Annotated in this window: 19 protein-coding genes and 1 pseudogene; 13 read left to right on the top strand and 7 right to left on the bottom strand. The window is 29.5% G+C overall.

What is annotated here, in order from left to right:
• Positions 1-31 precede the first annotated feature (31 nt).
• The 5 genes from GQ540_RS08210 to GQ540_RS08230 all read right to left on the bottom strand — a co-directional run bounded on the left by GQ540_RS08210 (position 32) and on the right by GQ540_RS08230 (position 4,589).
• Positions 32-2,467 carry a M1 family metallopeptidase gene (locus GQ540_RS08210; protein WP_291799925.1) on the bottom strand — a complete coding sequence of 812 codons (2,436 nt, stop codon included), beginning with the start codon at positions 2,465-2,467 and terminating at the stop codon, positions 32-34.
• 118 nt (positions 2,468-2,585) lie between these two features.
• Entirely contained in the window at positions 2,586-3,134 is a 549-nt protein-coding gene (locus GQ540_RS08215) for a DUF4252 domain-containing protein (RefSeq protein WP_291799927.1), read from the bottom strand.
• A gap of 1 nt (position 3,135) precedes the next feature.
• Positions 3,136-3,663 (bottom strand): DUF4252 domain-containing protein, encoded by a 528-nt coding sequence (locus GQ540_RS08220; protein ID WP_291799929.1) that lies wholly within the window; start codon positions 3,661-3,663, stop codon positions 3,136-3,138.
• A 4-nt stretch (positions 3,664-3,667) separates the two neighbouring features.
• Positions 3,668-4,093: a hypothetical protein gene (locus GQ540_RS08225; RefSeq protein WP_291799931.1), complete on the bottom strand. Its 426-nt coding sequence runs from the start codon at positions 4,091-4,093 to the stop codon at positions 3,668-3,670.
• A complete protein-coding gene (locus GQ540_RS08230) occupies positions 4,080-4,589 on the bottom strand; it encodes a sigma-70 family RNA polymerase sigma factor (RefSeq protein ID WP_291799933.1) in 510 nt (169 codons plus the stop codon). The genes GQ540_RS08225 and GQ540_RS08230 overlap by 14 nt, the downstream gene beginning before the upstream one ends.
• A gap of 139 nt (positions 4,590-4,728) precedes the next feature.
• Here GQ540_RS08230 and GQ540_RS08235 point away from each other — a divergent pair, with 139 nt between their 5' ends.
• The 10 genes from GQ540_RS08235 to GQ540_RS08280 all read left to right on the top strand — a co-directional run bounded on the left by GQ540_RS08235 (position 4,729) and on the right by GQ540_RS08280 (position 17,853).
• Positions 4,729-6,198, top strand: a complete 1,470-nt coding sequence (locus GQ540_RS08235; protein WP_291799935.1) for a S41 family peptidase — start codon at positions 4,729-4,731, stop codon at positions 6,196-6,198.
• A gap of 289 nt (positions 6,199-6,487) precedes the next feature.
• Positions 6,488-7,528 (top strand): oxidoreductase, encoded by a 1,041-nt coding sequence (locus GQ540_RS08240; RefSeq protein WP_291799937.1) that lies wholly within the window; start codon positions 6,488-6,490, stop codon positions 7,526-7,528.
• 12 nt (positions 7,529-7,540) lie between these two features.
• Positions 7,541-8,098: a hypothetical protein gene (locus tag GQ540_RS08245; RefSeq protein ID WP_291799939.1), complete on the top strand. Its 558-nt coding sequence runs from the start codon at positions 7,541-7,543 to the stop codon at positions 8,096-8,098.
• 63 nt (positions 8,099-8,161) lie between these two features.
• The gene (gene pepT, locus GQ540_RS08250; RefSeq protein WP_291799941.1) at positions 8,162-9,394 is read left to right on the top strand and encodes a peptidase T; all 1,233 of its coding nucleotides are present in this window, start codon (positions 8,162-8,164) and stop codon (positions 9,392-9,394) included.
• A gap of 151 nt (positions 9,395-9,545) precedes the next feature.
• Complete coding sequence (gene lysA / locus GQ540_RS08255; protein ID WP_291799943.1) at positions 9,546-10,754, top strand: diaminopimelate decarboxylase; 1,209 nt, start codon at positions 9,546-9,548, stop codon at positions 10,752-10,754.
• A 351-nt stretch (positions 10,755-11,105) separates the two neighbouring features.
• A complete protein-coding gene (thrA, locus tag GQ540_RS08260; RefSeq protein WP_291799945.1) occupies positions 11,106-13,550 on the top strand; it encodes a bifunctional aspartate kinase/homoserine dehydrogenase I in 2,445 nt (814 codons plus the stop codon).
• Between the two features lie 4 nt (positions 13,551-13,554).
• On the top strand, positions 13,555-14,484 hold the full coding sequence (locus GQ540_RS08265; RefSeq protein WP_291799947.1) for a homoserine kinase: 930 nt from the start codon (positions 13,555-13,557) through the stop codon (positions 14,482-14,484).
• 2 nt (positions 14,485-14,486) lie between these two features.
• Complete coding sequence (gene thrC / locus GQ540_RS08270; protein WP_291799949.1) at positions 14,487-15,782, top strand: threonine synthase; 1,296 nt, start codon at positions 14,487-14,489, stop codon at positions 15,780-15,782.
• 56 nt (positions 15,783-15,838) lie between these two features.
• On the top strand, positions 15,839-16,726 hold the full coding sequence (locus GQ540_RS08275) for a DUF6265 family protein (protein ID WP_291799951.1): 888 nt from the start codon (positions 15,839-15,841) through the stop codon (positions 16,724-16,726).
• Complete coding sequence (locus GQ540_RS08280) at positions 16,723-17,853, top strand: aminotransferase class I/II-fold pyridoxal phosphate-dependent enzyme (protein ID WP_291799953.1); 1,131 nt, start codon at positions 16,723-16,725, stop codon at positions 17,851-17,853. The genes GQ540_RS08275 and GQ540_RS08280 overlap by 4 nt, the downstream gene beginning before the upstream one ends.
• Here GQ540_RS08280 and GQ540_RS08285 read toward each other — a convergent pair.
• Positions 17,845-19,308 carry an aminopeptidase P family protein gene (locus tag GQ540_RS08285; protein ID WP_291799961.1) on the bottom strand — a complete coding sequence of 488 codons (1,464 nt, stop codon included), beginning with the start codon at positions 19,306-19,308 and terminating at the stop codon, positions 17,845-17,847. The genes GQ540_RS08280 and GQ540_RS08285 overlap by 9 nt on opposite strands.
• Before the next feature lie 193 nt (positions 19,309-19,501).
• Here GQ540_RS08285 and gcvT point away from each other — a divergent pair, with 193 nt between their 5' ends.
• Positions 19,502-20,584 carry a glycine cleavage system aminomethyltransferase GcvT gene (gene gcvT / locus GQ540_RS08290; protein WP_291799955.1) on the top strand — a complete coding sequence of 361 codons (1,083 nt, stop codon included), beginning with the start codon at positions 19,502-19,504 and terminating at the stop codon, positions 20,582-20,584.
• Here gcvT and GQ540_RS08295 read toward each other — a convergent pair.
• On the bottom strand, positions 20,581-21,120 hold the full coding sequence (locus tag GQ540_RS08295; RefSeq protein ID WP_291799957.1) for a 1-acyl-sn-glycerol-3-phosphate acyltransferase: 540 nt from the start codon (positions 21,118-21,120) through the stop codon (positions 20,581-20,583). The two genes, gcvT and GQ540_RS08295, sit on opposite strands and share 4 nt — an antisense overlap.
• Positions 21,121-21,219: 99 nt before the next feature.
• Here GQ540_RS08295 and GQ540_RS08300 point away from each other — a divergent pair, with 99 nt between their 5' ends.
• Positions 21,220-21,762 carry a DsrE family protein gene (locus GQ540_RS08300; RefSeq protein ID WP_291799959.1) on the top strand — a complete coding sequence of 181 codons (543 nt, stop codon included), beginning with the start codon at positions 21,220-21,222 and terminating at the stop codon, positions 21,760-21,762.
• A gap of 2 nt (positions 21,763-21,764) precedes the next feature.
• Positions 21,765-22,150, top strand: a pseudogene (locus GQ540_RS08305) (DNA recombination protein RmuC); the annotation flags it as partial.

Genomic DNA, 22,150 nt, shown 5'->3' on the forward strand with positions numbered 1-22,150 from the left:
AGAAGCCTTTTATAAATCTAAAGGGTATTTCTTATTCAATTAATTTTGCCATTCCCGTTTTCAAAATTAATATCAACTCATCTTTATTCGTATTAGTAGATTGTTGCTGTGCATACACTAGTTGGTTAATCATATTTACAGCCATTTTATCGAAATTATATTTTTTGTACTGCAAGCCTAATTTTACAAAATCGTTAGTAAGATTTGTGATAGCTTCTTTATTATCACTTTCCGCAATCCATTTAAAAGCCTGAGTATATAACTGCTGTGTTCTTTTATTATCAGACAAAAACATTCCTTTTAATACGTGTTTTGCAATAAAAGGCAATTTAGATTTGTCCTGTTCGCTAATGTAAATATTAGTAATAGCATCCGCTAAATGCTTTTTAATATCAGCATTTAAAGAGTTCACTTTATTTATAGTGGTTTGTTTATCAATTTGATATAATGAAATTAGAGAACTACCTGTTATAGCATATGATTCACTATTCATTCCTTTTAAAAATAAAGGCTTATATATTGGGTCTACTAATTTCCCTAGAACACCAATAGCTGCAGCTTTAACCAATGTTTTTTTATCAGAATTTGCTAACTTTTCAATTTTAGCTATTGCTTCTTTTTTATAATATTTTTGAAATAAATCAATACTTTCTAGCGCTAAGACTCTTAATTCATAATAAGGATCGTCTAGTGCTTTAATTAATGTACTAAAAGCATCTTTGTTAGTTTGTTCTTTCGCGATTTCTTCAATAGCCTGTCTTCTATCTATATAATGAGGCGCATTATTGTATTGAAAAATATAATTCTCTAGCGTTTTTTTATCTGTTATTTCAGCTAAAAGAACATGTTTAACATCAATATTGATTAGTTTAGGCAGCTTATTAAACGGGAATGTAAATGAATTCTGTTTATTATCTATCCAAACATTGTGAGTTAATTTTCTTCCAGCCTCATAAATATCTATTGATAATGGGAATTGAAATACTTTACCTTGCTGATTTGTATTAACCGTTACAGTTTGGTTTAGAGTATTATAGTCATACGTTACATTTAACTTAATATGTCCATTTCCAAAATACCATTGGTTAAAAAACCAGTTTAAATCTTTCCCACCCACTTTTTCAAAAGCTAAACGCAAATCATGTGCTTCAGCGGTTCCAAATTTATGTTCAGTTAAATAAGTGTTTATACCTTGAAAAAAAGCTTCATCACCTAAATAATTTCTTAACATATGAAGAATTGCATTTCCTTTATGATAACTCACAGGATCAAACATATGTTCTTTATCTTCATAATAAAAGCGTACTAAATCCTTATCTTCACTTTGACTTTCTAAATACACTTTAACATCATCATACATATGAGCAGCTGCTTTGTCTGCTCCATATTTATACTCATACCATAAGTATACGCTATAGGTTGCAAACGACTCATTTACAGTTAAATTAGACCAACTTTCAGTAGTTACTAAATCTCCAAACCAGTGGTGAAATAATTCATGCGCAATGGTTCCCTCCCATTCATTATTGTCAATTAACTGGCCTTTTTTTTGTTGCGCATCTTCTCCATGAACAACAGCTGTGGTATTTTCCATAGCGCCACTAACATAATCTCTAACAACTATTTGACTGTATTTATCCCAAACATAAGGTACGCCTGTAATTTCAGAAAAGAAAGTCATCATTTCCGGAGTTAAACCAAAAATATCTTTTGCTACGTTTTCATATTCAGGCTCAACGTAATAATTTACATCTAAACCATTCCAAGAGTCTTCTACAATGCTAAAATCTCCAACACCCATAAAAAATAAGTAAGGCGCGTGTTTTTGATTCATCTTCCAATAATCAGTTCTTGTTCCGTTTGTATTCTCCGTTTGACTTTTTAAAATTCCGTTAGAAAGTGTCACAAACTTTGAAGGAACAGTCATGTAAATTTCTTGAGTGGTTTTTTGGTTAGGAGAATCTATTGTAGGAAACCAACAACTACTTGCTTCCGTTTCTCCTTGCGTCCATATTTGAGTAGGTTTTTCTAGGTCTTCATCCTTTGGGTCTATAAAATACAACCCTTTTGCATCTGTAATTACTTTACTTCCCTTTTGTTTCACTTTTTCTGGGTTTGCAATGTACTTTATGTAAAGTGTATATTCTTCTCCTTTTTTGTAGGTTTTATCTAGATCAATTATCAACTCATTATCTGAATAATTATAAGGAGCCTTTACACCGTTTATTGATATTTCATGAATTTTAAACGCCTTAGCATCTAAAACAACTTTGTTTGTACTATAAAAATGAGGAGTTAAAGTTACCCAGGCTTCACCGTTCATTTGGCTTTCTTCAAAATTGAAGTCAACTTTTAGTTTGATGTGTACTAGATTGTTAATTTTTTCTCTTTCTCCTCTGTATACTTTTTCTTGAGCATTTGCAATTACTGAAACCAGTAAAATAAGAGCGAATAGTAAATTTTTCATTCGGAATATTTTATTTTAAGATTTCAAAAATACTATTTTAATTGCTTTAAGTAGTTAATAGGACGTTAAAAAGCCATACGTATCAGGTATGGCTTTAATTTTGATATTTTATTGAAGTTTATTTTATGCTGCTTAATAGACTTCCAAGTTGTTTTAATTGTGCTGAATCATCATCCATTTTAATATCTTGAGTTAATTTTAGAATGGCTGCCGGATTCATATTTTCACCAATAACTCTAACAACTGCAAAACCTTTTTCATTGTCTGCTCCAAAAATCACTACTTCATCAATAGCGTCTTCTTCACCCAAGTAATTTACTGTAACATTACTTTTTCCCATATTCATACGAACTAATTGTTTGTATTTAGGATTTTTAAGAATGGCTTTTACTTTTGCTTTTTCAGAAGTGTACAAATCATTATTTGTTTCATTCAACTGTAAAGCTAAAAAATTCACTTTTTTAATTGTTTCTAAAGCATTTTTCACATCATCAGAAACTTCAGTTTCTTTTAATTGTAGGATACTTGAAGGTAAATCTATAGAAATAAATTCACTGTTTTCTTTACTATCTACATAATACTTTTGTAATGAAGGATTAGTATCACAAGCTATTGTTAGTAAAACTACTGCAATAACCAATCCTGAAATTTTTATAAAATTTTTCATTTTATTGTTTTTTTACTTTTATACCGCTATTAGGAATATGCGCTTCTGTAAGTTTAGATATTTTATTTAAATCTATATCTCCAGTTAATGATAAAATTACAGATTCTGCTTTAATTTCGTTATTGTATTTTTCAATACCACTAACATACATTAGCAATTCACTTACGTGATCATCATCTTTACCACTTCTAATGTAAATTTTTACTTTAGTGTCTTTTTCTTTAACCCTCATTAACTCTGTTAATTTTTCAGATTTCAAATATTTAGTAACTACATTACCCATTTGATCTGCGATATCTGAATTGTCAGTTGTAAAAACTCTAAAAGAATTTAAGCCTTTTATCATATCAAAATATTCAGCACCTTCTTCTCCTCCACTTTTAAATTTAGCAAGCATTTTAAATGCTTCCTTGGTAACTACTACTGTAGTAACGTCATCCATATCTTCAAATTTGTCAAAAATTGAACTTTGCGCATAATTTGTAAATGGTATTATTGCGATTGCAATTAATAAAATTATTTTTTTCATTTCTTTACTTTTTAGGTTGTTTAAAAATTTTGTTTGTTGTGTCTTCAAAACGTTGCAATTGTGCAATTGCTACATTTCCTTTGTTTAAATTTGTTGAAAGCAGTTCTAATGCGTCTATAGTTTCCGCATAAACTCTTTCAGCTTTTCTTTGTTGAATATTTTCATATCCATTGTAAACACTTACTAGTAATACTACTGAAGCTGCTACTGTTAACCATTTCCAACTCTTCTTTTGACTGTTTAATTGAATGGTTTTTGTATATCGCTCATTTTTACTAGTTGAAAAATAACCGAATATCGCTTGATATCCTTCTAAATGTGGCGCTACGCTTCCGTTTGAAAAATAGTTTTTCAACTCTTTTTCTTCTGCAATTGTAGTTTCTGCATTTTCATATTTTTCCAACAACTTTTCTATGTTAGCTAATTCCATATTTGTGTTGTTTTAATAATTGTTCTCTAATTGTTTTTCTGGCTCTGGATAATGTAACTCTAATTGCTGTTGGTTTTAAATTCAACATTTTGGCAATTTCATCAAATTCGTATTCTTCAATATCTCTAAGCTGTATAATTAATTTTTGTTGCTCTGGTAAGTTTTCAATTAATTCATGAACTTTACTTACACTGTCATTAAGTTCCACCTGCCTATCTAAAGACGTATTATTTTCTTTATAATTACTATGAACCAATTTTAAATTACTTGCTTGTTTTGATTTTAATCTGTCAAAACAATAATTTTTTGTCATAGTCATTGCAAAAGCTTCAATACTTTTGTATTCTTTTAATTTTTCTTTATTTCTCCATAACTTAAAAAGCAACTCTTGTGTGGCGTCTTCAGCTTCTTCAGTAGATACAAGTAGTCTTTTCGCTACACGAAATACTTTATCTTTAAAGGGCATTACAGTTTTCAAAAACTCAGACTGTTTCATTTTAAGTTTGGTTACAACATTTTTTTTGCTGCTGTTACAATTATGACGAGCAAGTTTCGTTTTTGTAACAGTTGCATGTAAATTTGTAATAATAATTAATATATTGCGACAAATTATTTAGCAAAAATAAACTTAAAATATGAAAAGAATAAACTATTTTACTTTAGGATTTTTAATGTTAATCATCTCTTTAATTAGTTGTTCAAAAAATAATGAAGTTAATATTCCTCAAAACATAGAAGTTAATGACTTTGTTTGGAAAGGAATGAATTCATGGTACAACTGGCAATCTTCTGTTCCTAATTTAGCAGATTCAAAAAACAATAACAGTAATGAGTATTTCGATTATTTAGATAATTTTTCAACTCCTGAAAATTTATTTGAAAGTTTATTATTAAATCCAGGTACTACAGATAGGTTTTCATGGTTTATTGAAGATTATATTGAGCAAAATAATGCTTTTCAGGGAGTTTCAACTTCTTTTGGTTTTCGTTTAAGAGCAGTATCAATAAATGAAAACGACGATATTATTTTTTATGTACGTTATGTTGCTCCTAACTCACCGGCAAGTATTGCTGGCATTAAAAGAGGTGATATTATAAATGCTTTAGATGGTGTTGTGCTTAATGAAAGTAACTACAATACAACTATTAATAAATTTGATAATCAAACTATTACATTGTCATTTGTTTCAGAAAATGCAGGAGTTTTAAATTTTGTTGAAGATAAAACCATTACCGCAGTTGAATTAGCTGAAAACCCTGTGCATTACAAATCTGTTTTTGAGGATGTAAATGGTAAAAAAGTTGGCTATTTGGTATATAATTCTTTTAGATCTTCTTATAATGATGAATTAAATGAGGCGTTTTCTTATTTTCAAGGAGAAGGAATTGAAGAACTGGTTTTAGATTTAAGATTAAATGGTGGTGGTTCAGTTTTAACTTCTGCTTATTTAGCAAGTATGATTTATAGTGCAGCAGGTACCGATATATTTGCTGAACTAAAATTTAATGATAAACACTCTAATCAAAATGGTTATTATAATTTTGAAAATAATTTAGATGTTTTTAATCTAAGTGGAGATAAAATAAATGAAGAAGCCATAAATAGGCTAACTAACATCAATCAATTATATGTTTTAACTTCATCAAGTACTGCTTCTGCTAGTGAAATGATTATTAATGGTTTAAAAGCATTTATTCCTGTTAAAACTATTGGATCAACAACATATGGTAAAAATGTGGGCTCAATAACATTATACGACTCTCCTTCATCAGATTACACAAATGAAGATACAGCAAACGCATCTCATTTAAACGCTATGCAACCTATTGTTTTTCAAATATTTAATAAAGTTGAACAAAGCGACTACACTCATGGTTTTCAAGCAGATATTGAGATAATTGAATGGGATTATTGGAATGAAATTTTACCTTTTGGAGATGAAAATGAAATAGTTTTAAAAGCTGCATTAGACGATATTAGAGGTTTAAGTTCTAAAACTAACTTAAAAAGCAATTTTAAAAACACCAAAGCTTTTGATGTTTTACAACTTGAAAATAAATTTGAAAAGGATATGCATATTAATCCTTCATTTTTAAATAACTAAGTTTTTCTAGCACTGTAATAACTAATACCTGGATAAACAATTTAACGCTACCGCAGGAGTTTTTAGATAAAATTACAAGTAGAGTTAATAGAAAAATAATTGGAAAGCAGTTATTACTTTCCGCTAGTTTATTAAATTTAACTAGAGATGAACTTGCCAAGGATTTTGACGAAACAATTCCTTCATACTCAAATCTAAGTAATATTGAAATTGAAGACGTCTATTTCAAGTGTATTAATTATTTGATTGACAAATTTACGCATACATTTAGCTAAATATAAAAGACATCATGAAAGGAAATATTTTTTCATTACTTCTACTTTTTTTTACAGCATTTTCATTTGCACAAGAACATGTTCCAAGAGAAATATCGACTGTTTCAATTAAAAAATTTAAAATTAATAGTACAAGTATTAGGGCTATTGAAGCTTTAACCGATTCAACAGTTTTGTATGCGGGTTCAATTGGAGATATTGGTATTTTAACAGATACAGGTAAATTTTCAACCGTAAAAAAAGTTAATACAGATACTATTGTTCCGCATTTTAGGTCTTTAGCAAAAACATCAAAGGCTATTTTTGCCTTAAACGTAGGAAACCCAGCTCTACTCTATAAAATTCAAAACAATACAATAGGTGTAGTTTATAAAGAAATTCACGAGAAAGTATTTTATGACTCCATGAACTTTTTTGATGATTTAAATGGTATTGCAATTGGAGATCCAACCGAAAACTGTTTATCTATAATAATAACAAATAATGGTGGAAACACTTGGAGGAAAATAGCATGTGAAAATTTACCAAAAATTGAAAATGGAGAAGCTGCATTTGCTGCAAGTAACACCAATACTGCAATTATAGGTGAAAATGCTTGGATTGCAACTGGCGGATTAAAAGCTAGAGTGTTTCATACGGCTGATATGGGTTTAACTTGGAATGTTTACAATACACCAATAATTCAAGGTAAAAGGACGACTGGAATTTACACAGTTGATTTTTATAATGAAAATCAAGGAATTATTTGTGGAGGAGATTATACTGATAAGTTTGGAAATTCAGCGAACAAAGCCACAACAACTAATGGTGGTAAAACTTGGAGAGTAGTTTCTGAAAACTCACCACCTAATTACGTGAGTTGCGTGCAATATGTTCCAAATACAGGTGGTAAAGAGGTTTTTGCAGTTTCTACAAACGGTATATTTTATTCAAAAAATGCCGGCTCAACTTGGAAAATTGTTAGCAATGACGGTTTTTATGCTATAAAATTTGCTTCAAAAAACACAGCTTGGCTTTCAGGAAGCAATATAATTGCGAAAATGACCATTCACTAAAATATAAATTTCATGAAAAATATTATTTTTTTGACACTTACCTTTTTTCTTTTTTTTAGCTGTTCTAAACAATCAGAATTACATAAAAAATACAACTGTAGTTCTTCTAAAATTTCAAACTCAAAGACAATAAAAGACTTCAATAAAAATTTTAGATTAACTATTTCAAATGATTGGAAATCAAATTTTTACTTCAACAAATTTCAGTCTGAAATATTTTCAGCAGACACAACAAAACAACTTACAGATTCATTTATTTTAGGAACATCATTTAATCAAGGTATTATTAATTTTAATTCAAATTTTCATCAAGAAAAAGATTCAATTTTAACAGTTAATCATTTGGAATTAACAGATTCAGGAGAACAATTATTTCTTTCAAAACCATCTTATTGGTATGTTGCAAAAGGGATGAAAAACGGCTACACCTATCATCAATTTAATTCAACCATAAAATTATCTGAAAACACCTATTTTGTTGGGTATTCTGAGATTTACGGAGATACTAATATTAATGAACGTATTTGTGAAACTATTTCAATTCTTGAAAAAATAGAATTTTTAGAATAATTTATGATATTTAGATTGTAAAACCTTACTCAAAATCTTATTTTTGAACAAAAATATAACGAAATGCAAAAAATTATAGATCGCTTTGTAAAATATGTAACTGTAGACACACAGTCAGACCCTAATAATCCAGATTTTCCAAGTACTGAAAAGCAATGGGATTTAGCTAAAATTTTAGTTGAAGAATTAAATGAAATTGGCTTAGAAGATGTTACGCTTGATGATAATTGCTACATTATGGCTACACTTCCTTCAAATGTAGATTTTAAAGTGCCAACAATTGGTTTTATTGCGCATATTGATACAAGTCCAGATTACTCAGGAACAAATGTAAAGCCACAATTTCACCCAAATTATAATGGTGAAGATATTCTTTTAAATAAAGAGGAAAACATTGTATTATCACCAAGTTACTTTGATGATTTGTTACTGTATAAAGGTCAAACATTAATTACAACTGATGGAACTACGCTATTGGGTGCTGATGATAAAGCAGGAATTACCGAAATAGTTTCGGCAATGGAATATTTAATAAACCATCCTGAAGTTAAACATGGAAAAATTAGAATTGGTTTTACTCCTGATGAAGAAGTTGGTAAAGGAGCCCACATGTTTGATGTCGAAAAATTTGGAGCAGAATGGGCTTACACCATGGATGGAAGTCAAGTTGGAGAGCTTGAATATGAGAATTTTAATGCTGCAGGAGCTGAAGTTACCATTAATGGTAGAATTGTACACCCAGGTTATGCAAAAGGAAAAATGGTAAACTCTATGTTAATTGCAAGTGATTTTATTGCTGCCTTGCCTAAAAATGAAGTTCCAGAAAAAACGGAAGGTTATGAAGGATTTTTTCATTTACACACTATGAATGGCGAAGTTGAGAAGACTGAACTTCAATATATTATAAGAGATCACGATATTAATTTATTTGAAGACCGTAAAGTTCAATTTCAAAAAATTGCTGATGATTTAAACAAAAAATTAGGTGGTGATATTATTCAGGTTGAAATAAAAGATCAGTATTTTAATATGCGTAAAAAAATTGAACCTGTAATGCATATTGTTGATATTGCCGAAGAAGCAATGAAACAATTAAACATTAAGCCGTTAATTAAAGCAATTAGAGGTGGTACAGATGGTTCTCAGCTTTCTTATAAAGGCTTACCTTGCCCAAACATATTTGCTGGCGGACATAATTTTCATGGAAGATACGAGTATGTTGCAGCTGAGTCAATTCAATTAGCAACAGACGTAATTATTAAAATTGCTAAAATTACAGCTGAAAGAGCCAAATAAAAGCTTGAAGTACATACTTATTATAACAAAACTCTCTTCAAATGAAGAGAGTTTTTAATTATTTAACAAATTGTTAAATAATGTAATTTCTAGAAAATATATTTTGATTGCTCAATTTGTTTTATAAATTTGAGTCTTCAAAAAATAATGAATGAATAATCAACTATTAGTTTCTCTTACAGAAAAATACGGGAGTCCATTGTACGTGTACGATGCTGAAAAAATTATTTCACAATACAATAGGCTTACTAGTGCGTTTTCTGCAGTTAAAAGTTTAAAATTAAACTATGCTGTGAAGGCAAATTCCAATGTTAGTATTTTAAAATTATTTAAAAAATTAAATTCTGGGATTGATACTGTATCTTTTCAAGAAGTAAAATTAGGGTTAGAAGCTGGTTTTTCACCTGAAAATATTATTTTCACTCCAAATGGTGTTTCACTTAAAGAAATTGAACAAGTTGCAAATTTAGGTGTTCAAATTAATATTGATAACTTATCTGTTTTAGAGCAATTTGGACAGCACTACCCTGCAATTCCTGTTTGTGTCCGTATAAATCCGCATGTGATGGCTGGTGGAAATAGTAAAATTTCTGTAGGTCATATAGATTCAAAATTTGGAATTTCAGTATATCAAGTGCCGCATATTAAACGAGTTGTTGAAAATACAGGAATGCATATAAATGGTATTCATATGCATACCGGATCTGATATTTTAGATATTGATGCTTTTTTACGCGCAACAGAAATACTTTTTGATACAGCTAATGAATTTAAAAACTTAGATTTTATAGATTTTGGTAGCGGATTTAAAGTACCGTATAAAGAAGGTGATATTTCAACAAATATTGAAGAATTAGGTGAAAAGCTAACAAAAAGATTCAATTTATTCTGTAAAAATTACGGAAAAGAATTAACCTTAATGTTTGAGCCAGGTAAGTTTTTAGTTAGCGAAGCTGGTAATTTTTTAGTAAATGTAAATGTAGTAAAACAAACTACATCAACTGTATTTGCTAGTGTTGACTCTGGATTTAATCATTTAATTAGACCAATGATGTATGATTCTTACCATCATATTCATAATGTTTCTAATCCAACTGGAAAAGAACGTTACTACTCTGTGGTTGGTTATATTTGTGAAACTGATACTTTTGGTTCTAATAGAAGAATTTCTGAAATAAAAGAAGGTGATGTGCTATGTTTTAACAATGCAGGAGCTTATTGTTTTTCAATGGCTTCAAATTATAACTCGCGTTACAAACCTGCTGAAGTACTGTTTTACAATGGAAATGATTATTTAATTAGAAAACAAGAAACATTTGACGATTTGTTAAAAAATCAAGTGGTTATAGATTTAGATTAAAAAAAGCTCCGGGAATTATCTTCGGAGTTTTTTATTATTTATAAAAAGTACATTGAAATTATGTGAATTGTGTAGTTGTATTGCTTAACAAACTAAATATCATTAAAATTTAAGTAAAAGCAGTGTAGTTTTAAAAAAAAAGTTAATTTTGCTTTGTGCTAATAACAACAACATATCAAATCTTTGAAAACGCAACTACTTTGCGTCAAACTGTTATTGCTACAACTACTACAACAACAATTACCCTTTAGGGTTTATTTCTATTCATATCAAAGGTAAATTATTCGTTTTCATAAGAAATGAAACAAGGAATATTAGTAAACATATAAAATTGAAGATAAAAATCAACATATGAAAATTTTAAAATTTGGAGGCTCATCAGTTGCTTCCTCAGAAAATATAAATAAAGTCATAAATATTGTTAAAGAAAGTTCATCTAAACATAAAATAGCAGTTGTAGTTTCAGCCTTAGGTGGTGTAACAGATTTATTGCTTGAAGCTGGCGATTTGGCTTGTAATAGTGATGCTAATTATAAGAAAAGTTTAGCAATTATTGAAGAACGCCATTTACAAGTTGCAAGAGAATTAATACCTGTAAATAGCCAAAGTAGTGTTTTAGGAACTATAAAAAGCATGCTAAACAAGTTAGAAAGCACTTTAGAAGGTGTATTTTTAATTAATGAACTTTCAGCTAAAACATCTGATAAAATTGTGAGTTTTGGTGAATTATTATCATCTTACATTATTGCTGAAGCAATAAAAAGTAATCAATTAGATGCTATTTTAAAAAACTCGCAAGAACTCGTTGTTACTGATGAAAATTTCTCAAATGCAAGTGTTAAATTTGAGAAAACCAACTTATTAATTAAATCATTTTTTAAAATAAATACACATAAAGTAGTTATATTACCGGGTTTTGTTGCTTTAACAGAAAAAGGTGAAGTTTCCACATTAGGAAGAGGCGGTTCTGATTATACAGCTGCAATTATTACCGCAGCAACAAATGCTTCAATTTTAGAAATCTGGACAGATGTTAGTGGAATGTACACCGCAAATCCAAAAATAGTTAAACAAGCATTTCCAATAAAAGATATTTCATATCAAGAAGCTATGGAATTATCACATTTTGGCGCAAAAGTCTTATATCCTCCAACAATTCAACCAGTTTTAGAAAAAGAAATTCCAATTGTTATAAAAAATACTTTTGACGCTAAGGCAGCTGGGACACTAATCACCAAAGTATCATCAAATACAAACCCAATTAAAGGAATTAGTCACATAGAAAATATGACATTAATTACTTTAGAAGGTAGCGGAATGGTTGGTATTCCTGGTTTTTCTAAACGTTTATTTGGAGCGCTTTCACAAGAAAAAATTAATATTTCACTAATTACACAAGCTTCGTCAGAGCATTCAATATGTATTGCTATAAATAATTCAGATGCAGAAAAAGCCAAATTAGTGATAGATAGCGAGTTTAGTTATGAAATTGAACAACACAAAGTTAACCCTTTATTAGTTGAAAACAACAATGCAATTGTTGCACTTGTTGGCGACCATATGAAAAGCCATCAAGGAATTAGTGGAAAAATGTTTAGCACATTGGGTAAAAACAATGTAAACATTAGAGCTATTGCCCAAGGTGCTTCTGAAAAAAATATTTCAGCAGTAATTGCTCATAAAGACATTAAAAAAGCATTAAATTCTTTACACTCAGAATTTTTTGAAGGGCAAACTAAACAATTAAACTTGTTTGTTGTAGGTGTTGGAAATGTAGGAGGTAAGTTGTTAGAGCAGATTAAACAGCAACAACAATATTTAATTGATAATTTAAAAATTCAAGTTAGAGTAATAGCACTAACAAACTCTAAAAAAATGTTATTTAATGAAGATGGTATCGATTTAAAGAATTGGAAAACACCTTTACATAATGCAGAAAGTTTAGATATGAACTTATTTCATGAAAAAGTTACTGAGTTAAATTACAGAAATAGCATTTTTGTTGATAACACTGCGAATGAAAGTATCTCAAATTTATATGCTGATTATTTGAAAAAAAGTGTTGCAGTGGTAACTTGTAATAAAATTGCTTGTTCTTCAAACTATTCAAATTATTTAAACTTAAAAAAATTAGCAAGAGAATACAATGCTCCGTTTTTATTTGAAACAAATGTTGGTGCTGGTTTACCAATAATTGATACGCTTAAAAATTTAATTGCTTCAGGAGATAAGGTAACTAAAATACAGGCAGTTCTATCAGGTAGTCTAAACTTTATATTTAATAATTTTAATACTGACACTTCTTTTTATGAGGTAGTTGAACAAGCGGGAGTTGAAGGTTTTACAGAACCTGATCCAAGAATTGATTTAAGCGGTGTTGATGTTATGCGAAAAATCTTAATTTTAGCACGTGAAAGCGGAACAAAACTGGAATTAAATAATATTGAAAATGATTCATTTTTACCAAAATTAAGCTTAGATGCTGATTCTGTGACCGATTTTATGGAAACTTTAAAAAGTGAATCAACTCATTTTAATAAAATTCAAGAAAATGCTGAGAAAAATAATTGCAGATTAAAGTATGTTGCTGAATTTGACAATGGTATTGCAAAAGTTGGTTTGAAAGAAATTCCTTCTGATCATCCATTTTATAATTTAGATGGAAGCGATAATATTGTACTTTTCTTTACTGAAAGATATAGTCAACAACCTTTAATAATAAAAGGTGCAGGAGCCGGAGCAGATGTTACAGCCTCTGGATTATTTGCAGATATTATTAGAATGGGAAATAATTAATAGTATGAACGAATTAAAAATATTTGCACCTGCAACAATAGCAAATGTCTCTTGCGGTTTTGATGTGCTTGGTTTAGCATTAGACACTGTTGGTGATGAAATGACTATACGTAAAGTTTCTCAAAAAGGAATTAAAATTACTAAAATCACAGGTCAAGATTTACCTTTAGAAACGCAGAAGAACGTTGCCGGTGTTGCTGCCTTAGCTTTATTAGCAGAAATAGAGTGTGACTTTGGCTTTGAAATTGAAATGAACAAGCGTATTAAGCCAGGAAGTGGTATTGGTAGTAGTGCAGCAAGTTCTGCCGGAGCAGTTTGGGCAATTAATGAATTATTAGGTAAACCATTTAATTTGACTGATTTGGTGCGATTTTCTATGGAAGGTGAGCGCCTAGCTACTGGCGTTTCTCACGCAGACAATGTGGCTCCTGCCCTTTTTGGTGGATTTACACTCGTTAGAAGTTCTGAACCTCTAGATATTGTTGGAATTCACACGCCAAAAGAATTATATGCTACAGTAATTCATCCTCAAATAGAAGTTAAAACTTCTGACGCAAGAAATATATTAAAAACTACAGTTCAGCTTAAAGATGCTATTAAACAGTGGGGAAATATAGGTGGATTAATAAGTGGTTTATACACAGAAAATTATGAATTAATTGGCCGTTCTTTGGAAGATCACATTATTGAACCAATACGCTCCATTTTAATACCTGCGTTTGATGAAGTTAAATCAGAATCTTTAAAAGCAGGTGCTTTAGGTTGTGGAATATCAGGATCAGGGCCTTCAATATTTACCTTAAGTAAAGGTGAGTCAGCAGCTTTAAAAGTTGCTGAAGCAATGAAAAGTGTATATGAAAAGGTTGGAATTGATTATGACATTCACGTTTCCAAAATAAATAAACAAGGAATTAAAATTTTAGAAAGTAATTAATTATGATTTATTATAGTTTAAATAAAAAAGCTGAAAATGTATCGTTTAAAGATGCTGTAATAAAAGGTTTAGCACCAGATAAAGGCCTTTACTTTCCTAAAAAAATAACACCATTGGTAAATGGTTTTTTTAAGAATATTCATTATTTTTCTAATGAAGAAATTGCTTTTGAAGTAATCAAACAATTTGTTGGTAATGAAATTCCTGAAACTGCCTTAAAAGAAATAATTAAAGAAACTATAAATTTTGATTTCCCAGTTGTTAATATTGAAGAAGATATTTCAACTTTAGAATTATTTCACGGACCTACAATGGCTTTTAAAGATGTAGGAGCACGTTTTATGGCGCGTTGTTTAGGGTATTTTAACAAGAAAGAAAAAACAACAAAAGTTACCGTTTTGGTTGCAACTTCAGGTGATACTGGTGGTGCAGTAGCAAGTGGTTTTTTGGGCGTAAAGGGTGTTGATGTTGTAATTTTATATCCAAGTGGAAAAGTAAGCGATGTTCAGGAAAAACAGTTAACAACGCTTGGTCAAAACATAACTGCATTGGAAGTAGATGGTACTTTTGACGATTGCCAAGCAATGGTGAAGGAAGCATTTTTAGATGAAGATTTAATTGCTAATAAAAATTTGACTTCCGCAAATTCTATCAATGTTGCACGTTGGTTACCTCAAATGTTTTACTTCTTTTTTGCTTTTAAACAATTAAAAAATAAAGATAAAGAGGTGGTTTTTTCAATTCCAAGTGGGAATTTTGGAAATATTTGTGCCGGTATGATGGCGCAACAATTGGGATTACCAATTAAACAATTTATTGCTTCAACAAATGTAAATAATATTGTTCCTAATTATTTAGAAACGGGTGTTTACACTCCAAAACCTTCTAAAAAAACTATTTCAAATGCAATGGATGTTGGTGATCCAAGTAATTTTGTGCGTATTTTAGAAATCTATAAAAATGATATTTCAGAATTAAAAAAGCATCTTTCCTCCTATTCATTTAGTGATGATGAAACTAGAGTCGCAATGAAATCTATAAAGGAAAACTCTAATTATATTGCCGACCCACATGGTGCAGTTGGTTATTTAGGATTGAAAAAATATTTAACTAAAAACAATGCTCAAGGCATATTTTTAGAAACTGCACATCCAGTTAAATTTTTAGATGTAGTTGAACCAGTAATCAATGAAACTATTGAGCTTCCTGTTCAAATACAAGAAGTAATTGACAATGAAAAAGTATCAATTAAAATTTCAACTTATAACGAGTTAAAACAGTTTTTACTAAAAAAGTAGCTTTTATAATTACAAATAAAAATAGTAGCTTAGCTGAGTAATTTTAATTTTATTTCATGAAAAATTATTCAGCGTTGCTTTTATTATTAGTTTCTACATTAATTTTTTCCCAAAATACTTTAAAATTAGATAGCTTAAAAACACCCATTAAAGCAAATATTGAAGAGGTTTCTTGGATCTCGGGTCATTGGGAAGGAACTGCTTTTGGTGGTGTAACTGAGGAAGTGTGGACTTCTCCGCTTGGAGGTTCTATGATGGGTTCTTTTAAATTAGTTGTAAATAATGAAGTCAATTTTCATGAATTAATGACTATTTCTGAAGAAGATGAAACTTTATTACTTCGTATAAAACATTTTAGTAGAGATTTAAAAGGTTGGGAAGAAAAAGATGAATCTGAAGAATTTAAATTAGTAAAAATAGAACCAAACAGAGTCTATTTTAATAATCTTACTTTTGAGAAAATAAGCCCTTCAGAATTAAATATTTATGTCGTTTTTAAAGATGAATCTGGTAATGAAGAAGAAGTTAAATTTAATTATAAATCTAAAATTAAAAATAAGCATATGAAACTTGCAATGATTAGTATCCCTGTAAATGATGTACCAAAAGCATTCAAATTTTATACTGAAATTTTAAATTTTGACGAACAATTATATATGCCTGAACATTATTTGGCTATAGTTTATAAAAAAGATGAAGTAAACGGTCCTGCAATTTTGTTAGAACCAATTGATGATGAAATTTACGCTCCTTTTCAATCTAAAGTGTACGCTAAAAAATTACCTGTAATTACTTTTGGCACTGATAATATTAATGAAGAATACAATAGATTGTTGAATTTAGGAGTGAAATTCATAAAAAAGCCAACCCAGCAAGATTGGGGAATAGAAGCAATTTTTGATGATACATGTGGTAATTTCATTCAGTTAATTCAAAAGAAATGAAGTCTAATCCTAAATTTGAAACATTAGCTATTAAAAGTACCGAAAATAAATTTTCAAATTCTAAACCTGCAAGCACACCTATTTATCTATCAAGTACTTATGAAAGGAATAGTGATGGATCGTACACTAATGATTTTGTGTATTCAAGAGATAACAACCCAAATCGTAAAATTGTTGAGCAAAGTGTTGCTTTATTAGAAAAAGGCAATTTTGGTTTTGCATTTTCATCAGGAATGGCGGCTGTTAGTGCTGTTTTTCAAAGTTTAAAAACCGGTGACCATATTCTATTACCCGATGATATTTATTATGCCATTAAAAAATTAATGGAAGAAGTGTTTAAACATTGGAATTTAACATACGATATAGTTGATATGGCTAATTTAGAGATGGTTAAAAAATCAATTAAAAAAAGCACATCATTAATTTGGGTTGAATCTCCATCAAATCCGCAATTAAAAATAACCGATATCTCTGCCATTTCAGCAATTGCTAAAGAGAACAATATGCTTTGCGCTGTTGATAATACTTGGGCAACACCTGTTTTTCAAAACCCGTTAGGACTTAATGCTGATATTGTAATGCATTCTTCAACTAAATATTTTGGAGGGCATAGTGATGTTATTGGAGGTTGTATTGTTGTTAATGATGAAAATTTAGCTAAGAAAATTAAAAACATTCAACTATTATCAGGCGCTGTACCTTCACCTTTTGATTGTTGGTTAATTGCAAGAGGTATTCAAACATTGCACTTGCGAGTGACTAAACAGACTGAGAATGCTTTAAAATTGGCATACTTTTTAGAAATGCACCCTAAAATTGAAAAAGTACTTTACCCAGGATTAATTAGTCATCCACAGCATTTAATAGCTAAAAAGCAATTTAAAAATGGATTTGGAGCAATGCTTTCAGTTTTAATTAAAGGTGATGAAACCGAGGCTTTTAAAATATCAACAAATTTAAATTACTTTAAAACTGCAACTAGTTTGGGAGGTGTTGAAAGTTTAATTGAACACCGAAAATCTGTTGAAGGAAAAAACAGCTCTACTCCTTCTAATTTATTAAGAATATCAGTTGGAATAGAGCATATTGATGATTTAATTGAAGATTGGAAACAAGCGCTAATCTAATTTTGGCAAATTAAAATCGTTTAAAACACTTGGTAATTTCATTGCATCTTCAATTTCTTCAGAAGTACGAGGTGCTATTGCCGATAAATTAACCGGACCTTTTTTAGTTACTAAAATATCATCTTCAATTCTAACTGCAATTCCCCACCATTTTTCATCACAAGGACTTCCTTCAGGAATGTAAATTCCTGGCTCAACAGTTATTACCATATTTTCTTTAAAAGTTTCATACGTTCCTAAATCATGAACATCTAAACCAATATGATGTGAAGAACCATGTGGATAATACGTATGAGGTGAATCTTCAGAATTTATAATTCCAAGTTCTGATAATCCTTTATTTATTATTTTCTGTGTTAATTGGTGATTTTTAATGAAATTTCCACCAATTTTAGTTTTAAGAATACTAGCCTCTTGTGCTTCATAAACTATGTCATATATTAATTTTTGTTCCATTGTAAACTTACCGTTTGATGGAATTGTTCGCGTAACATCAGCTGTGTAACCATGATATTCTGCGCCTAAGTCCATTAAAATTAAGTTATTATCACCTGTTATAGTTTTATTATTATCAACATAATGTAAAATGCAACCATTGTTTCCTGCTCCAACTATTGATGGATACCCTTCATATTCAGCTCCATATTTTTTATAAACAAACTCATGTACACCTTGCACTTCAGTTTCAGACATGTTTGGATGCATTGCTTTCATGATTTCTAATTGCCCAACTGCTGAAATTTCAATTGCTTTTTTCAATAAAACCAACTCATCTGAAGTTTTTATTTCACGTAATGAAGCCATTAAACTATATAATGATTTTGTGTCTATTCTTCTTTTAGTTTCATTATATATTTTGTCATTTGTAGTGTTTGTAATAGTTAACAAATCAAATGAAACTTTACTCTTAAAACTTTCAATTAAACTAAATAAATCTGCTTCATTAGTTGTATCTCTTACATCATTTTTAAAATTTTTGAAGAGTATTTTGTCGAATTTAGAAAAGTCAATATCATAACTTAAAAATTCGCTACCATTATACACTATTCTAAACCCTAATTCATCTTGTACACCTTCAATTCCTAGCCTTTTACCTGTCCAAATTTCAGCAAGTTCATTACGCTCTTGTACAAAAATTAATTCATTATACTTCTTATTTCCAATTGTTTGCACATCTTTAAACACCAATAAAAGCGCATGTGGTTCTTTATAACCTGTTAAATAATAAAAATTTGGATCTTGATGGTACACAAAATCAACATCATTAGCTCTATTTCTAACTGCATTTGCAAAAAAAACAGCGACACTATTTTTTGGAAGTATTTTTCGTAATTTTTCTCTTCTATCTTTATGAAATTCTTTTGTTAAATAATCTTCAGGCAAATAATTATTTTGAGCTAATACATTTAATAAAAATAGACTAAAAATAGGGAATAATAATTTGCGAAAATTCATCATTAGTTTGAATTATATTTATTGATTCTCAAATATATAAAAAAGAACCTATTGGTTTTGTTACTCTAAAAACATTAACAAATAAATAAGAGTTTTAAAATAATAACCTAAACCAAATACGTTCTTAAAAAGGTAAAATACTACCAATTCAATTATTGATTATTTAGTACTTTTACATCACAAAATTTTAAAAATGAGAAATACAGCTTTATCACATATACACGAATCTTTAGGAGCTAAAATGGTGCCTTTTGCGGGTTACAATATGCCTGTACAATACGAAGGCATAAATACTGAACACGAAACTGTTAGAAATAACGTGGGTGTTTTTGATGTTTCACATATGGGTGAATTTTACTTGAAAGGTAAAAATGCGTTGGCTTTGATTCAAAAAGTGACTTCAAACGATGCTTCTGTATTAACTGATGGTAAAGTTCAATATAGCTGCTTGCCAAATGCTGATGGTGGTATAGTGGATGATTTGTTGGTATATAGAATAAATAGTGAAGAATATTTGTTAGTTGTAAACGCTTCTAATATAGAAAAAGATTGGGATTGGATTTCACAGCATAATGATTTAGGTGTGGAAATGATAAATAGTTCTGATGAATATTCTTTGTTAGCAGTTCAGGGACCTTTAGCAGCAAAAGCACTTCAATCTTTAACCAATATTGATTTGGTAGAAATGAAATATTACACATTTGAAATTAGCAATTTTGCAGGGATGGATGATGTTATTGTTTCTGCTACTGGTTATACAGGTTCGGGCGGATTTGAATTATACATTAAAAATAGAGATGCAGAAACGGTTTGGAATGCTATTTTTAAAGCTGGTACAGATTTTGGCATAAAACCAATTGGTTTAGCTGCAAGAGATACTTTACGCTTAGAAATGGGATTCTGTTTATACGGGAATGATATAAATGATTCTACTTCACCTATTGAAGCTGGATTAGGGTGGATTACAAAGTTCACTAAAGACTTTGTGAATGCTGAAGAAATTAAAAAACACAAAGAAGATGGAGTTACAAAAAAATTAGTAGCTTTTGAATTAACCGAAAAAGGGATTCCACGTCATGGTTACGAAATAGTAAATGAAAATGGTGAAGTTATTGGTAAAGTTACTTCAGGCACCATGAGTCCTTCATTAAAAAAAGGAATTGGATTAGGATACGTTACCAAGGCTTATGCTAAACGTGATACTGAAATTTTTATTCAAGTACGTAAAAAAGCATTAGCAGCTGTTGTAGTTAGATTGCCATTTTATAAAGCTTAAAAATTTTCAGGAATTTTACCCTGAACACCTTCATAAAATTTATAAAAAAAGTTAAAGTCTTTTTCCATGTTTTCAGTAAGTTCGTATGGTTCAGAGATTTTAACTTCTTTTTTACCAAAATCTAAAGTAGCCATAACTATAGGAACGCTTGCCCCTTTTGCTATGTAATAAAACCCTGTTTTCCAAGTATCTACTTTTTTTCTAGTGCCTTCAGGTGAGAGTGCTAAAATAAATTTTTCATGACTGTTATAAATTTTCACAATAGCTTCAACTCTATTATTACTTTTAGTTCTATCAACAGGAGTTCCACCTAATCCTCTAAAAATAAAACCAAAAGGAGGTTTAAATAATGAAGCTTTTCCAATGTAATTTATAGGAGCACCTTCAGCATATTTTACAGCTATTCCTAAAGGGAAGTCAAGCCAATGTGTATGTGGAGCAGCAATAATCAAATATTTTTTTAATTCCTTCGGGAAAGCACCTTTCACCTTCCAACCCAAAACCGTGAATAAAATAAATCGTGCAAATAATTTCATGTAGTTGTTAATAACTCAGATTTAATTTTAAATGTCTGGCTATGGCAACAAATATAAAAATCTTAATTTTAAAAATTGAATTTAAAATAAATTTAAGTTATGAAAATTTTTGCAATTTTAATTTTACTATTAAACTTTTCAATATTAAGTGCTCAAGAAATTGAGGTGAAAAAAGGTCCAATATTAGAAACGTTTGGGAAAGTGTATCAAGTTAAAAGCCCTGATTTACAGTTAGATAAAGATACTGAGTATAAGGTTATTTTTGATATTTTCACTGATAAATCAAAAGATAATAAAGTAAACCCACTATTAAACGCTGTTGCTCGTTATTTGAATATGCATGCACAGAAAGGAATTTCATTAGAAAATATGAAAACAGTAGTTATTTTGCATGGTGCAGCAACTAAAAGCACAATAAACAATAATGCTTATAAAAATAGATATCATACGGCAAACCCAAACAACGACATTATTGAAGCTTTAAAAAAAGCGAATGTAGAAATATATGTTTGTGGACAATCTTATATAGCAAGTGGATTTAAGATAAACGAAAAATCTTCAAGTGTAAAATTAGCTTTATCGGCTTTAACAGCTTTGGTTGAATATCAAACTAATGGTTATCAAATTATAAATTTTAATTAATAATGGAAGTACTTTTTATATACATATTTATTTTTGTTTTAGCTTTATTAGTTGGTGTATTTATTGGTAAGTTAATTGCTAAAAACACGTCTGAAAAAGTTATTTCTGAACTTGAATTTAACAATAAACACTTACTTAATGAAGATACGTCTAATAAATTAATTATTAGCAATTTAACCAAAGATAAAACTGACGTTTTAGAAGCAAAACATGCAATAGATTTAAAACTTTCAGATAAGGTTTCTGAAATAAAATATTTAGAAGTAAAATTAAATGAAAATAAAGCTGAAGTTGAAAAATTACAAGAAAAATTCACCAAAGATTTTGAAATTTTAGCGAATAGAATATTAGAAGAAAAGTCAACCACATTCACAAAACAAAATAAAGA

The organism is Lutibacter sp. (genome assembly GCF_013139515.1).
In the GTDB taxonomy this organism is placed as follows: domain Bacteria; phylum Bacteroidota; class Bacteroidia; order Flavobacteriales; family Flavobacteriaceae; genus Lutibacter.

Coding starts and splice junctions, on each gene's coding strand:
- GQ540_RS08240 (WP_291799937.1), top strand. CDS start 6,488: ATGAAAGGAAATATTTTTTCATTACTTCTACTTTTTTTTACAGCATTT.
- GQ540_RS08215 (WP_291799927.1), bottom strand. CDS start 3,134: ATGAAAAATTTTATAAAAATTTCAGGATTGGTTATTGCAGTAGTTTTA.
- GQ540_RS08300 (WP_291799959.1), top strand. CDS start 21,220: ATGAAAATTTTTGCAATTTTAATTTTACTATTAAACTTTTCAATATTA.
- GQ540_RS08275 (WP_291799951.1), top strand. CDS start 15,839: ATGAAAAATTATTCAGCGTTGCTTTTATTATTAGTTTCTACATTAATT.
- GQ540_RS08220 (WP_291799929.1), bottom strand. CDS start 3,663: ATGAAAAAAATAATTTTATTAATTGCAATCGCAATAATACCATTTACA.
- GQ540_RS08245 (WP_291799939.1), top strand. CDS start 7,541: ATGAAAAATATTATTTTTTTGACACTTACCTTTTTTCTTTTTTTTAGC.
- GQ540_RS08225 (WP_291799931.1), bottom strand. CDS start 4,093: ATGGAATTAGCTAACATAGAAAAGTTGTTGGAAAAATATGAAAATGCA.
- GQ540_RS08230 (WP_291799933.1), bottom strand. CDS start 4,589: ATGAAACAGTCTGAGTTTTTGAAAACTGTAATGCCCTTTAAAGATAAA.
- gcvT (WP_291799955.1), top strand. CDS start 19,502: ATGAGAAATACAGCTTTATCACATATACACGAATCTTTAGGAGCTAAA.
- GQ540_RS08295 (WP_291799957.1), bottom strand. CDS start 21,120: ATGAAATTATTTGCACGATTTATTTTATTCACGGTTTTGGGTTGGAAG.
- thrC (WP_291799949.1), top strand. CDS start 14,487: ATGATTTATTATAGTTTAAATAAAAAAGCTGAAAATGTATCGTTTAAA.
- GQ540_RS08280 (WP_291799953.1), top strand. CDS start 16,723: ATGAAGTCTAATCCTAAATTTGAAACATTAGCTATTAAAAGTACCGAA.
- GQ540_RS08285 (WP_291799961.1), bottom strand. CDS start 19,308: ATGAATTTTCGCAAATTATTATTCCCTATTTTTAGTCTATTTTTATTA.
- GQ540_RS08210 (WP_291799925.1), bottom strand. CDS start 2,467: ATGAAAAATTTACTATTCGCTCTTATTTTACTGGTTTCAGTAATTGCA.
- GQ540_RS08265 (WP_291799947.1), top strand. CDS start 13,555: ATGAACGAATTAAAAATATTTGCACCTGCAACAATAGCAAATGTCTCT.
- lysA (WP_291799943.1), top strand. CDS start 9,546: ATGAATAATCAACTATTAGTTTCTCTTACAGAAAAATACGGGAGTCCA.
- thrA (WP_291799945.1), top strand. CDS start 11,106: ATGAAAATTTTAAAATTTGGAGGCTCATCAGTTGCTTCCTCAGAAAAT.
- GQ540_RS08235 (WP_291799935.1), top strand. CDS start 4,729: ATGAAAAGAATAAACTATTTTACTTTAGGATTTTTAATGTTAATCATC.
- pepT (WP_291799941.1), top strand. CDS start 8,162: ATGCAAAAAATTATAGATCGCTTTGTAAAATATGTAACTGTAGACACA.